At 63.1% G+C, this 13,115-nt stretch carries 10 protein-coding genes; 8 read left to right on the top strand and 2 right to left on the bottom strand.

The genetic code is table 11. The annotated features are described in order from the left end of the window. Nucleotides 1-75 precede the first annotated feature (75 nt). The 4 genes from AO356_RS09695 (at nt 76) to AO356_RS09680 (ending at nt 6,924) form a co-directional block, all read left to right on the top strand. Nucleotides 76-3,699: a DUF2339 domain-containing protein gene (locus tag AO356_RS09695; protein WP_060739597.1), complete on the top strand. Its 3,624-nt coding sequence runs from the start codon at nt 76-78 to the stop codon at nt 3,697-3,699. After that, nucleotides 3,696-5,078 carry a DUF3999 domain-containing protein gene (locus AO356_RS09690; RefSeq protein ID WP_060739596.1) on the top strand — a complete coding sequence of 461 codons (1,383 nt, stop codon included), beginning with the start codon at nt 3,696-3,698 and terminating at the stop codon, nt 5,076-5,078. Before AO356_RS09695 ends, AO356_RS09690 begins: the two co-directional genes overlap by 4 nt. A gap of 235 nt (nt 5,079-5,313) precedes the next feature. Next, complete coding sequence (locus AO356_RS09685; RefSeq protein ID WP_018607993.1) at nt 5,314-6,324, top strand: class 1 fructose-bisphosphatase; 1,011 nt, start codon at nt 5,314-5,316, stop codon at nt 6,322-6,324. 3 nt (nt 6,325-6,327) lie between these two features. Next, on the top strand, nt 6,328-6,924 hold the full coding sequence (locus tag AO356_RS09680; RefSeq protein WP_060739595.1) for a DUF924 family protein: 597 nt from the start codon (nt 6,328-6,330) through the stop codon (nt 6,922-6,924). Between the two features lie 113 nt (nt 6,925-7,037). Here the strand turns inward: AO356_RS09680 and AO356_RS09675 are convergent, their stop codons facing one another. Continuing rightward, nucleotides 7,038-8,930, bottom strand: coding sequence for a methyl-accepting chemotaxis protein (locus AO356_RS09675; RefSeq protein WP_203225778.1), 1,893 nt, complete (start codon nt 8,928-8,930; stop codon nt 7,038-7,040). Nucleotides 8,931-9,214: 284 nt separating this feature from the next. On the opposite strand from AO356_RS09675, the gene AO356_RS09670 reads away from it, so the two are divergent. Then, nucleotides 9,215-9,469 (top strand): hypothetical protein, encoded by a 255-nt coding sequence (locus tag AO356_RS09670; protein WP_003186715.1) that lies wholly within the window; start codon nt 9,215-9,217, stop codon nt 9,467-9,469. 31 nt (nt 9,470-9,500) lie between these two features. Beyond that, the gene (locus AO356_RS09665; RefSeq protein WP_060739593.1) at nt 9,501-10,070 is read left to right on the top strand and encodes a lipocalin family protein; all 570 of its coding nucleotides are present in this window, start codon (nt 9,501-9,503) and stop codon (nt 10,068-10,070) included. Nucleotides 10,071-10,192: 122 nt separating this feature from the next. On the opposite strand, the gene AO356_RS09660 is transcribed toward AO356_RS09665, so the two are convergent. Then, nucleotides 10,193-11,557 carry a formimidoylglutamate deiminase gene (locus AO356_RS09660; RefSeq protein WP_060739592.1) on the bottom strand — a complete coding sequence of 455 codons (1,365 nt, stop codon included), beginning with the start codon at nt 11,555-11,557 and terminating at the stop codon, nt 10,193-10,195. Nucleotides 11,558-11,700: 143 nt separating this feature from the next. Here AO356_RS09660 and hutC point away from each other — a divergent pair, with 143 nt between their 5' ends. Together hutC and AO356_RS09650 are read left to right on the top strand one after the other, a co-directional pair. Beyond that, on the top strand, nt 11,701-12,411 hold the full coding sequence (gene hutC, locus AO356_RS09655) for a histidine utilization repressor (RefSeq protein ID WP_170842365.1): 711 nt from the start codon (nt 11,701-11,703) through the stop codon (nt 12,409-12,411). Then, the gene (locus AO356_RS09650; RefSeq protein ID WP_060739590.1) at nt 12,408-12,977 is read left to right on the top strand and encodes a HutD family protein; all 570 of its coding nucleotides are present in this window, start codon (nt 12,408-12,410) and stop codon (nt 12,975-12,977) included. The genes hutC and AO356_RS09650 overlap by 4 nt, the downstream gene beginning before the upstream one ends. The last annotated feature ends 138 nt before the right edge of the window (nt 12,978-13,115 follow it).

Here is a 13,115-nt window from a genome sequence, read left to right as displayed (position 1 = left end):
GGGGTTCCACTAGACTGATCCAGGCATCGCATCACCCCGGTCATGCCCGCAACGGGCCGCTTAGGGATATCAACCATGCAATGGATCTTGACGTTGTTGGGCCTGGCACTCGGCTGGGTGGTGGACGAGTCGTTCGCCGATGCGCTGATAGGCGCACTGGTGGGGCTTGGCATCGCCCAGGCGTTTCGATTGGGTCGCCTGGGTGTCCAGGCGGCCAAGCAACAGATCTTGTTGCAAGAGGCCCAGCAGAGCTTGCTCACATTGGAGGGCCGCCTGGCGGTACTCGAACGCGGCAAGGTGGCCGAACCGAGTGATCCGGCCCCTGTGCCCGAGGTTGTCGTGCCCCAGGCCGCGAAGCCCGCGAGGCGCACCGAACCGGAGCTCGTCTGGGAACTACCGTCAGACCTCGAACCCGCACCCGCGATGGCCACCCAGGCCAGCCAGCCGTTGCCCGATGACATTTGGAAACCCGCGCCAGAGACGTCCAGTCGGCGTGCCGAGCGCGATTTTGCCCCCCTGCCCCTCGAGCCGATGGTGGCGGAGCCGGCGGCCCCACGTGGTCCGAATCTGTTCGACCGCGCCATTATCGGTGCGCGCAACTGGTTGTTCGGCGGCAATACGGTGCTGCGGGTCGGCGTGGTGTTGTTGTTCCTCGGCCTGGCGTTCCTGCTGCGCTATGCCACCGAAGGCATGGTGGTGCCGATCGAATTGCGTTACGCCGGCGTCGCAGCCAGTGCGCTGGGCCTGTTGGGCCTGGGCTGGTGGTTGCGCCAGCGCAACAACAGTTATGCGCTGATGCTCCAGGGCACCGGGATCGCCGTGTTGTACCTGACGGTGTTCGCCGCCATGCGCCTGCATCCGTTGCTCGATTCCAAGGCGGCCCTGGGCTTGCTGGTGGCGGTGACGGTGTTCTCGGCGATCCTGGCGGTTACCCAGAATGCCCTGGGCCTGGCTGCGGCGGCGGCACTGGGCGGGTTCGCCGCGCCGATCCTGACTTCTACCGGCAGCGGCAACCACGTCGCGCTGTTCAGCTATTTCATCCTGCTCAATGCCGGCATTCTCGCGATAGCCTGGTTCAAGGCCTGGCGCCTGCTCAACCTGATCGGTTTTGTCGGCACCTTCGGCATCGGTTTCGCCTGGGGCCTGCGTTCCTACACGCCAGAACTGCTCTGGAGCACCGAGCCGTTCCTGATTCTGTTCTTCCTCATCTACCTGGCGATCGGCTTGCTGTTCACCCGCCGCAAGCTGCTGGAAATGAACGACGCCCCCGAAGAGGGCAGCCGCGACGCGTTGTTGCGCTGGTCGGCGCGCAAGGGCGATTACGTCGACGGCACGATGCTGTTCGCCCCGCCGCTGGTGGGCTTCGGCTTGCAGTTCGCGTTGGTGCAGCACCTGGAGTTCGCCGCTGCCTTCAGCGCCCTGGCCCTGGGCATGATCTACATGGGCCTGGCGCGGCTATTGATGGGCGGCCGCGCCTTGTTGTTGGCGGAAACCTGCCTGGCCCTGGGGGTGATCTTTTCCAGCCTGGCGATTCCCTTGGGGCTCGACGCCCGTTGGACCGCCGCGGCCTGGGCCGTGGAGGGCGCGGGGATTTTCTGGCTGGGCCTGCGTCAGCAACGACCTTTCGCACGAGCCTTTGCTTTGCTGCTGCAATTGGGGTCGGCGCTGGCCTTCCTCAGCGAATTGCGATCTGGCGAAAGCAGCCTGCTCGACGGCTCACCGTTGGGGGCGTTGATGCTCGGCGGCGCTTTACTGTTCACGTTCTACCAACTGCGCAAGGCAGCCCCTGAACACACGGCGGCTTGGGAGCGCCAAGGCCTGCCGGTGCTGGCGGTGCTGGGCTTGAGTTTCCTCTATCTGCTGGCACCGTTGTTCTTCTTCACCCACGGCACGGCCATCGCCTGGGCCCTGGCCGGATTGGCGACGTTGTTTGTTGGCCTGCGCCTGCAATCGCGCAGTTTCCTGTTCACCGCGTTCGCGGTGCAATTGCTCGGCGGCGCCCTGTTCCTGTTGCGCCTGCAAGGCGCCGAGGGCGATTCGGCGGCGGTGTTCAGCGCGGGCTGGAGCGGTTTGCTCAGTGCTTCCCTGATCGGTCTGGCGTTGATCGGCGGCATGTTGCTGGCGGCGCGCGACGACATGGTGCGCAACGATGTCCGGTTGCTGCGCGGCTTGTCGGTGGTGCTGCTGGCGGGGCTGGTGCTGATCAACCTCGCGGTGCTGTTCGTCCTGCCCTGGCAAACCGCGAGCGGTGTGTGGGCGGCCAGCGGGCTGTTGATCATCTGGCTGAGCCTGTACCTGAAACAGCGCGTGAGCTTTGTCTTCGGTCTGCTGTTGCAACTGCTCGGCGGCGCGTCGTTCCTGATGGCGGGGCCAGTACTGTTGGGGCCGCTCAATGCCGAGGACCTGCGACCCCTGGCCCACAGTGGGTTCTGGACGCCGCTGGTCCTGGGGCTGGCAGCGCTGGTGGGCGCATGGCGCCTGCAACGGGCGCACGCGGCGCAGGAGCTGGACGCCTTGAGCTTGCAGCGCCTGTCCGAGCTGTTGCTGATCTGGGGTGCGGGTTGGTGGGCGCTGGCGTGGGTCAGCGAAGTGCTGCGTTTTGCCCCGGCGAACCTGCAAGGCAGCTTGCTGTTGTTGGTCGCGGCCATCAGCGTGGCGGTGTGGAGCGTTTTGTCGCTGCGGTTGAAATGGCCAGCACTGGGGCTGCTGTGCACCCTGTTGATCCCGGCGGCGGGCTGTGTGCTTGTCGCAGCGTGGGATAGCCGCTACCACCCGGCGGCGGACTTTGGCTGGCTGGCCTGGCTGGCGGTATTCGCCGTGCATTTCCTCTCGCTCAAGCGCTTGGCGCCGGTGCTGCCGGCCCGGGCGCGCAGTACGGCCCACGTACTCGGGTGCTGGTTGCTGATGGCGGTGTTGATGCTGGAGTTGCGTTACGGCCTGCTGTTGCTGTCCGAGCAGTACAACGCCTGGCGCTGGTTGGCCTGGGCGATCCTGCCAGGTCTTTATCTGGTGCTGATGGCCACGCCGCGTACCTTGCCATGGCCGGTTTCGGCACAACCACGGGAATATCGTGTCTATGCGGCGGCGCCCATGGCGCTGTTGATGCTCGGTTGGTTCTGGCTGACCAACACCTTCAGCGATGGCAACTCAGAGCCACTGCCTTATGTGCCGTTGCTCAACCCCTTGGAGCTGGGCCTGCTGTTCGCCTTGTTCGGTATCTATGTGTGGGCTCGCAACGCCGTGGAGCAATCGACGAATGGCTGGAATCGCGTCGGGCACATCGCCCAGTTGATCGCCGGTGTGTCGCTGTTCGCGTTCTTCACCGCCCTGGTGATGCGCACGGCCCACCAGTGGATGGGGGTGCCATACGAGCTGGACGCGCTGCTCGAGTCGATGTTCGTGCAGGCCGGGTTGTCCATTGTCTGGACCTTGATCGCCCTGGGCCTGATGATCGGTGGGCATCTGCGCCATCGCCGTGAAGTGTGGCTGATCGGTGCGGCGTTGATCGCCGTGGTCGTGGCCAAGCTGTTCTTTGTCGAATTGAGTAACCGTGGCGGTCTGGCGCGGATCGTGTCGTTCATCGGCGTGGGTGTATTGCTATTGGTGGTGGGCTACTTCGCGCCGCTGCCGCCCAAGCGCCCGGAGACGGTCGCCCAGGATGAGCCGCCTATGCCTGTCAGTGAGGGAGTGTCATCTTGAGTCGCAAGTTGAATCGGATCGGGCTGGGCGTGGTCGGATTGTGGGTGGCGTTGTCGGCTACGGCCCAGGAGCAACCGGCGGATTTCGCCCATCAAGTGCCGTTGGCCCTGAGCGGCGAAGGGCCGTGGTATCGCCTGCCGTTGCCACTGGATGTGCAGTTGCAGGCGCGGCAGACCGACCTGAGCGACCTGCGCGTCTTCAACGCCGCCGGGCAGGCCCAGGCCTATGCCTTGGTGCGCGAGTCGGCCCAGAGCCGGGAAAACCGCACCCTCACCGACGTGAAGTGGTTCCCGCTGTACAACGCCGCCGATGACAACGAGCGCGCGCCCAGTGTGCGGGTGCAATCGAACGCCAACGGCACCTTGGTGGAAGTCCAGCCTTCCAGCCGGCTCGAAGCCGGGGAGGAGGAGTTGCGTGGCTGGTTGTTGGATGCCAGCGCGATCAAGGCGCCGTTGCAGCAGTTGATCCTTGACTGGACCAGCGAGCGCGACGGCTTCCAGCGGTTCACCATCGAAGCCAGTGACGACTTGCAGCACTGGCAGTCGTGGGGCGAAGGTCAGGTGGCGCGCTTGACCTTTGCCGATGAGCGGGTCGAGCAGCATGAAGTGAACCTGCCGGGGCAGCCGGCGCGCTATCTGCGGTTGCTGTGGGATTCGCCGTCCTCCGCGCCGGTGCTGACCTCGGCCCAACTGCACAGCGCCAGCCGCGAAAGCCTGCCGTTGCCGCTGGTCTGGTCGCAACCGTTGGCCGGCAGCACGACGAAGGCCGGTGAGTACACCTGGCAGTTGCCCATGGGGCTGAACATCGAACAAGTGCAGGTCGAACTGAGCCAGGCCAACAGCCTGGCGCCGGTGACCCTGGCCGGTCGCCGTGAAAGCAGCCATCCGTGGCAGCCAATGGGCAGTGGCTTGCTCTATCGCCTGACCCAGAACGGCCAGGATGTGGTGCAAAACCAATTGCAACTGTCCGGCCAGACCGTGCAGCAGTTGAAACTGACCGTGGACGAGCGTGGTGGTGGCTTGGGAACCGAAGCCCCGGCCCTGCGCTTTGCCGTACGCCCGACCCAGGTGGTGTTCCTGGCGCGGGGCGAAGGGCCTTACCGCCTGGCGCTGGGCAGCGCGACAGTCAAAGCGGCCAGCTTGCCATTGAGCACGCTGGTGCCTGATTACAAACCGTCGCGCCTGGCGACGCTGGGGACGGCGACGGTGAACGGCGCGGCCATGTCGACGCCGGCTGCGACCCCTGCAACCGCCACCGCGCCTGCGACGGTCGATACCAACTGGAAGAAAATCGGCCTGTGGGCGGTGTTGCTGCTGAGCGTGCTGTTCCTCGCGGCGATGGCGTTCAGCCTGCTTCGCAAGCCGCCGGTCAAGAGCTGAGGTGCGTTCATCGCGAGCAAGCTCGCTCCCACAATAGACCGCGTTCGTCGAAACAACCCGGTCAACTGTGGGAGCGAGCTTGCTCGCGATGGCGTCCTCTCAATCGACAGAAATATCCAAGCGAGCCGCCACCCCGTGAACTCAATCCTCCATATCCCGTCTCATAGGAGGAATTAAGTCCCGACTCGCGCTAAACTGCGCTGGTTTTTCCGCCCCCTATTCTTCGGAGCCGTCCATGTCCCGCGTTACCTTGAGTCGCTATTTGATTGAGCAGACCCGCAGCAACAATACCCCTGCCGATCTGCGCTTTTTGATCGAAGTGGTGGCGCGTGCGTGCAAGGAAATCAGCCACGCCGTCTCCAAAGGCGCGTTGGGTGGTGTCCTGGGCAGCATGGGCACCGAAAACGTGCAGGGTGAAGTGCAGAAGAAGCTCGACGTGCTGTCCAACGAAATCCTCCTCGAAGCCAACGAATGGGGCGGTCACCTGGCCGGCATGGCGTCCGAGGAAATGGACAATGCCTACCAGATCCCGGGCAAATACCCCAAGGGTGCCTACCTGCTGGTGTTCGACCCACTGGACGGTTCGTCGAACATCGACATCAACGCGCCGGTCGGCACCATCTTCTCGGTACTGCGCTGCCCGAACGAGTACCTGAGCCAGAACGAAGCCCTGAATGAAAAGGCCTTCCTGCAGCCGGGCACCGAGCAGGTCGCCGCCGGTTATGCCATCTACGGCCCCCAGACCATGCTGGTGCTGACCCTGGGTGACGGCGTCAAGGGCTTCACCCTGGACCGTGAGATGGGCAGTTTCGTACTGACCCACGAAGACATCACCATTCCTGAAACCACCCAGGAATTCGCCATCAACATGTCCAACCAGCGTCACTGGGAAGCCCCGGTGAAACGCTATGTCGAAGAGCTGCTGGCAGGCGAAGAAGGCCCGTTGAAGAAGAACTACAACATGCGCTGGGTCGCCGCGATGGTTGCCGACGTGCACCGGATCCTGACCCGTGGCGGCTTGTTCATGTACCCGCGCGACAGCCGCGAGCCGTCCAAGCCGGGCAAGCTGCGCCTGATGTACGAAGCCAACCCGATGTCGTTCCTGGTGGAGCAGGCGGGCGGCGCTTCCACCGACGGTCACCAGCGCATCCTCGATATCAAGCCTGAAGGTCTGCACCAGCGCGTGGCCGTGTTCCTCGGTTCGAAGGAAGAAGTGGCTCGCGCCACGGCTTACCACAAGGAGTAAAGCATGGCCGAGCCCTGGCAGCCGTTGCTCGATTGGTGGTTTGGTGCAGCCAAGACACCGGACGAAATATCGGCTGACAGGGGCAAGCTGTGGTTCGGCAAAGGCCATGATCGCCAGGCGCAAGAGCGCTTCGGTGATCGGGTCGAGCAGGCACTGGCCGGCGGATTGACCGACTGGGCGCAACGCCCGGAAGGTTGGCTGGCCCTGGTGCTACTACTCGATCAACTCCCGCGGATGATCTTTCGCGACACCCCCAAGGCTTTTTCCGGCGACCTGCGTGCCCAAGCGCTGGTGGCTCAAGGCATGGCGGCGGGTTTCGACCGGCAACTCAAACCGATCCAGCGCGTCTTCATCTACCTGGTACTCGAACACTGCGAAAACCTGGCGGTGCAGAACGAAGCCGTGTCGCGGTTTATCGACCTGGTCCGAGAGCAACCGGAAGCGGAACGGGCGGTGTTTGAAGACAACCTGGATTATGCCGAGCGGCACCAGAAGATCATTGCCCGGTTTGGACGGTTTCCCCATCGCAATGCGGTGTTGGGGCGCGAGTCCACGGCTGAGGAAATCGAGTTTTTGAACAGGCCTGGGTCCAGGTTCTGATTCTTTCGATCTAGCTGACGCCGCTATCGCGAGCAAGCTCGCTCCCACAGTTGACCGCGTTCGAAGTCATCAATGTGGGAGCGAGCTTGCTCGCGATGGGGCCCTTGAAAGCGCTAGATCCGGAAACTACCCACCAACTGCTTCAACCGCGCCGCCTGCTGTTCGAGGTCGGCACAGGCCCGCAAGGTGGCTTGCAGGTTTTCCACGCCTTCCTGGTTCAGCGTATTGATCTCGGTGATGTCGACGTTGATCGATTCCACCACGGCGGTCTGTTCTTCAGTGGCGGTGGCCACGGATTGGTTCATGCCGTCGATTTCACCGATACGCTGGGTCACGCTGCCCAGTCGCTCGCCGGCCTGGTTGGCGATGCCGACGCTGCTTTCGCTCTGGCGCTGGCTGTCGGTCATGGTCAGCACCGCTTCCCGTGCGCCGACTTGCAGCTCTTCGATCATCTTCTGCACCTGCTGCGCCGAGTCCTGGGTGCGGTGCGCCAGGTTGCGCACTTCATCGGCCACCACCGCGAAGCCGCGCCCGGCTTCACCGGCCCGGGCCGCTTCGATGGCGGCGTTGAGGGCGAGCAGGTTGGTCTGCTGGGAAATGCTGGTGATCACCTCAAGAATCTGGCCGATGTTCACTGTGTTGCTGTTCAGGGTTTCGATGTTGCCGCACGAATCGCTGATCTTGGCCGACAACTGCTGCATGGCCGCGATGGTTTTATCCACGACTTGCTGGCCGTCTTCGGCCAGGTTGCGGGCCTCGCTGGAATGTTGCGAGGCGAGGGCGGCGTTCTGGGCGATTTCCTGGGCAGCGGCGCCAAGCTGGTTGATGGCCGCAGCCACGCTGCTGGTGCGCGATGCCTGCTGGTCGGAGTTGAACATCGACGAGTTGGACGCGCTGACCACGCGCAAGGCGACTTCGTTGACCTGGCCGGTGGCCGAGGCCACTTCGCGGATCGAGGTGTGGATGCGTTCGACAAAACGGTTGAACGACGTGCCCAGTGCGCCGAATTCGTCATGGCCGTGAATGACCAGGCGGCGGGTCAGGTCGCCTTCGCCTTCGGCGATGTCATGCATGGCGCGGCCCATGGTCAGCAGCGGTTGCATCAGCACGCGGATCAACATGCCCAGCAGGGCGATGATGAACACCACCGCGATGATCATGGCGATCAGCGCCGACGTGCGGAACTCACTGAGCATCGCCAGGGCGGTGTCCTTGTCGAGCACCAGCGCCACGTACCAGTCGGCGCCCGGCACGCCGTTGACGCGGGTGAAGGAGATGAATTGGGTCTGGCCGTCGAGGTCGACTTCCTTCACCCCCGGGCTGATCTGCGGCGCGCCGTTGGGGTAGGCCTCGGCCAGGGTCTTGAGCACGCGCTTGCTGTCGGGGTGGATCAGGATCTTGCCGTCGGCGCTGACGATGAACGCGTGGCCGTGGCCGCCGAAGTTCAGCGAGTTGATGATGGCGCTGATGCTGGACAGGTCGATGTCCGCACCGGCCACGCCGATCATCTGCCCCTGGCGCTGTACCGGCGTGGCGACGGTGATCACCAGCTTGCCCGACGAGGCGGCGATGTACGGTTCGGTGACGATGGTTTGCTGTGCGCTGTTGGCGGCCTTGTACCAGCCACGGGCGCGCGGGTCGTAGTCGGCGGCGCGATTGCCGGCCGGTACCGAGAACATCACGCCGTCAGTGCCGCCGAAATAGCTGAGCTGAAAGTTGCCGGTGTACGCCGGCAGGCCCACGGCGCGCTTGAGGCTGTCGGCACTGTTGCCGTCCACGGCGATCTGCTGGGCCAGCGACTGCAGCAATTGGATACGGCCGTCGACCCACGTCTGGATGTTACGGCTGGTCAGGTTGCCGAGCTCCTGCATGGAGGTCTCGGTGCTGGCATGCAGGCTCTGGCGTTGACGATAGTCGTTGAACAGGATGAAACAGGCGAATGCGACGGCCACCACGAGGGCGGCAGCCAGCAGGATTTTATGGCTGAATTTCATGTTTCTGGTCATTAAGAACACTACTGCGAAGGGGCGGGTCAGGGAGGGCTGTCAATTTGCCATAGCGCGGGATTTTGCGCTGTGACTTTTTATCGGCGCCAAAGCCCGACCCATCAGGCGCCAGGGCCTCAGTCCCGACGAAAGGTACGACGGCGTCACAAACCGGGTGACTCATCGATGAAACACCTCTGCACAGCCAATAAATACTGGGGGTGTCAGGGAACCAGATAGGGGTTTTCTCTTCTAAGGATCAGGTTGGCACCCTGCCACCTCCCTTCCGTTCCAGGAGTTACACCATGTCGCTGCGATCTATCGCTCTGCTGTTTATGTGCGTCGTGTTGACCGCATGCAGCAAGGTCAACCAGGAAAACTATTCGAAACTGTCGGCTGGCATGCCCAAGGCCGAAGTCGAAACGTTGCTGGGGAAACCGACCGATTGTTCAGGCGCACTCGGCATGTCCAGCTGCACCTGGGGCGACCAGAAAAGCTTTATCAGCGTGCAATACGCCGGTGACAAAGTGTTGATGTTTTCCGGCCAAGGCCTGAAGTAAACCGAGGCCAGAGGCCTGCGGGAGAAAAATAATGATGCGGTTAGTTTTTGTGCTTTTGGCTGGCCTGGTATTGGCCGGCTGTGCCACTTCTGGCGAAGATCCGTTGGCGCCCAAGACGGTCAACAGCGTCAACCTCAAGCGTTACCAAGGGACCTGGTATGAGTTGGCCCGTCTGCCCATGTATTTCCAGCGCAATTGCGCGCAATCGGAAGCTCACTACATCCTCAAGCCAGACGGCAACGTGGGTGTGCTCAATCGCTGCCTGACCTCGGACTGGCAGTGGGAGGAGGCCAGGGGCACGGCCACGCCGCAGGTGCCGGGCAAGACCGACAAGCTCTGGGTCGAGTTCGACAACTGGTTTTCACGGATCGTGCCGGGCGTGGCGAAAGGGCAATACTGGGTGCTGTACGTCAGCGATGACTACAAGACCGCCATCGTCGGCGACCCGAGCCGCCGCTACATGTGGCTGCTGTCCCGCACACCGACCGTCAATAGCGTCGTGCGCGAGGAACTGCTGAGCAAGGCGCGCCAGCAGGGCTATGACACGACACGACTGATCTGGCGCGCGTCGGATCGGCAGATGGCCAAGACTTCGAATTGATCGGCTCCTGAGAACCCATGTGGGAGCGAGCTTGCTCGCGATGACGGACTTCCAGCCAACCTCAGTGTTGAATGTGAAGGCCTCATCGCGAGCAAGCTCGCTCCCACATCTTTTTATCCGCGTCAGTCTAGAAGTTCGCGCAATACCTGGGTGAACGCCCGAGCGCTTTCCTCTTCGCCGGCATGACGCCCATCACGCACAACCCACCGTCCACCGACCATCACATCCCGCACCTGACGATCGCCGCCGGCAAACAACCAGCGATTGAGAATCCCGTCGCCATTGGCCGTGGCCAGGTACGGGTCGTTGCCATCGAGCACCAGCCAGTCGGCGCGCTTGCCGATGTCGAGGGCACCGACCGGTTGCCCCAGGGCCTGGGCGCCGCCTTCCAATGCCGCGTCGAACAAGGTGCGGCCGACCATCGGCTGATCCGCCCGATACAAGCGGTTGCGCCGTTGGTCGCGCAGGCGCTGGCCATACTCCAGCCAGCGCAATTCTTCGACCACGCTCAAGGACACATGGCTGTCGGAACCGATACCCAGGCGCCCGCCCTGGGCGAGGAAATCCACGGCCGGAAAAATCCCGTCCCCCAGGTTGGCTTCGGTGGTCAGGCACAGGCCGGCAATCGCCCGGCTCTTGGCCATGAGGCTGACTTCCTGGGCGTTGGCGTGGGTGGCATGAACCAGGCACCAGCGCTGGTCGACTTCGGTGTTTTCGTACAGCCATTGCAGCGGGCGGGCGCCGCTCCAGCTCAGGCAGTCATCGACCTCCTTCTGCTGCTCGGCGATGTGGATGTGCACCGGGCAATCACGGTCGCTGGCGGCCAGCACGTCCTGGATCTGCCCGGGTGTCACGGCGCGCAGCGAGTGGAAGCACAAGCCCAGGGCCTGGGCCGGTTGCCCGGCCAGGATCGGTTGCAAGCGTGACTGAAGCTTCAAGTAGTTTTCGGTACTGTTGATGAACCGGCGCTGCCCGTCATTGGGCGCCTGGCCGCCAAAACCGGAATGGCTGTAGAGCACTGGCAGCAGGGTCAGGCCGATGCCGGCGGCGCTGGCGGCGTGGCTGATGCGCAGGGCCAGCTCCGCCGGGTCGGCGTAGGGTGCGCCGTCGGTGTCATGGTGCACGTAATGGAATTCGGCGACCGAGGTGTAGCCGGCCTTGAGCATTTCGATGTACAGCTGGCGGGCGATGATGCCGAGTTGATCCGGGCTGATTTTTCCGACGAGGCGGTACATCAAGTCGCGCCAGGTCCAGAAACTGTCATTGGGATTGCCCGCCACTTCCGCCAGCCCGGCCATCGCCCGTTGAAAGGCATGGGAGTGCAGGTTCGGCATGCCCGGCAACAGCGGACCGCCCAGCCGTTCGGCGCCGTCTGCGTGGGAACCGGCCTGGATATGGGTCAGGACGCCCTTGGCATCGACCTCAAGACGTACATCATGGGCCCATCCACTAGGCAGCAGCGCGCGTTCGGCAAAGAAGGCGGACATGGTTCAACCTCATCGTGCGTAATTTGTATATACATATACAGACGTTTGCCTGGCCGGTAAACTCCGGCAAGCTAGCAACCTTATTCGCAGAACAGGGAACCGCCGTGCCGACTCCGCCTGCCAAACCGCCGCTGGCCGCACACATGGGTGACAGTCCGGCGCCCTTGTACGCCCGCGTCAAACAGATGATCACCCAGCAGATCGACAGTGGAAACTGGCCGCCGCATTACCGCGTGCCGTCGGAAAGCGAGCTGGTCAGCCAATTGGGCTTCAGTCGCATGACCATCAACCGTGCCCTGCGGGAAATGACCGCCGATGGCCTGTTGGTGCGCATGCAGGGGGTCGGCACGTTCGTGGCCGAGCCCAAGAGCCAATCCGCGTTGTTCGAAGTGCATAACATCGCCGACGAAATCGCCTCCCGTGGTCATCGCCACACCTGCAAGGTCATCACCCTGGAAGAAGAAGCCGCCGGTTCCGAGCGAGCCCTGGCCCTGGACATGCGTGAAGGCCAGAAGGTGTTCCATTCGCTGATCGTGCATTTCGAGAACGACATCCCTGTGCAAATCGAGGACCGTTTCGTCAACGCACTGGTGGCGCCGGACTACCTCAAGCAGGACTTCACCTTGCAGACGCCCTACGCCTATCTGAACCAGGTCGCGCCGCTGACCGAGGGTGAGCATGTGGTCGAGGCGATTCTGGCCGAGCCGAGCGAGTGCAAACTGCTGCAGATCGAGCGAGGCGAACCCTGCCTGTTGATCCGCCGCCGCACCTGGTCCGGGCGCCAGCCGGTGACCGCCGCGCGCCTGATCCATCCGGGTTCCCGTCACAGTCTGGAAGGGCGCTTTCATAAATGAGCCAGTTGAAGGTTTTACGCGCAGCAGATTACCCCCGCATGCCGTGGAAAAACGGCGGTGGCAGCACCGAGGAAATCACTCGCGATGCCGGCACTGGCCTGGAAGGTTTCGGCTGGCGTCTGTCGATTGCCGATATCGGTGAGTCGGGTGGTTTTTCCACGTTTGCCGGTTACGAGCGGATCATCAGCGTCTTGCAGGGAGACGGTATGACGCTGAACGTCGATGGCCAGGCCACGGGGCCTTTGCGCCCGCTGGACCCCTTTGCCTTCAGCGGCGAGAGCCATGTGCATTGCACCTTGCTGGGCGGCCCCATTCGGGATTTCAACCTGATCTATGCGCCGCAGCGTTACCGCGCGCGATTGCAGTGGGTGGGGGGGCAGCAGCGATTCTTCAGCGAAGCGGAGACGTTGCTGGTGTTCAGCGCGGCCCCGGGATTGACCATCAGGATTGGCGAGTCCGCCGTTATCCTGGGCCTCTACGACTGCTTGCAATTGAGCGGTAACACCGGGCTGCTGGACATCACCAGCCACGGCCAATGCTGTGTGATCGAGCTGACGGCCCGCTGATTTCAGCTTCTTGAGTACCCTGTGGGAGCAAGGCTTGCCCGCGACGCAGGCGACTCGATTTTCTGGCAGGCCACATTGCCTTCGTCGCGGGCAAGCCTTGCTCCCACAGATAAATCCCCTCGCCACAAAGTGTCTACC

The sequence above is a fragment of the Pseudomonas fluorescens genome (genome assembly GCF_001307275.1).
In the GTDB taxonomy this organism is placed as follows: Bacteria; Pseudomonadota; Gammaproteobacteria; order Pseudomonadales; family Pseudomonadaceae; genus Aquipseudomonas; species Aquipseudomonas fluorescens_AA.
This window is presented reverse-complemented; position numbering and strand designations above follow the sequence as displayed.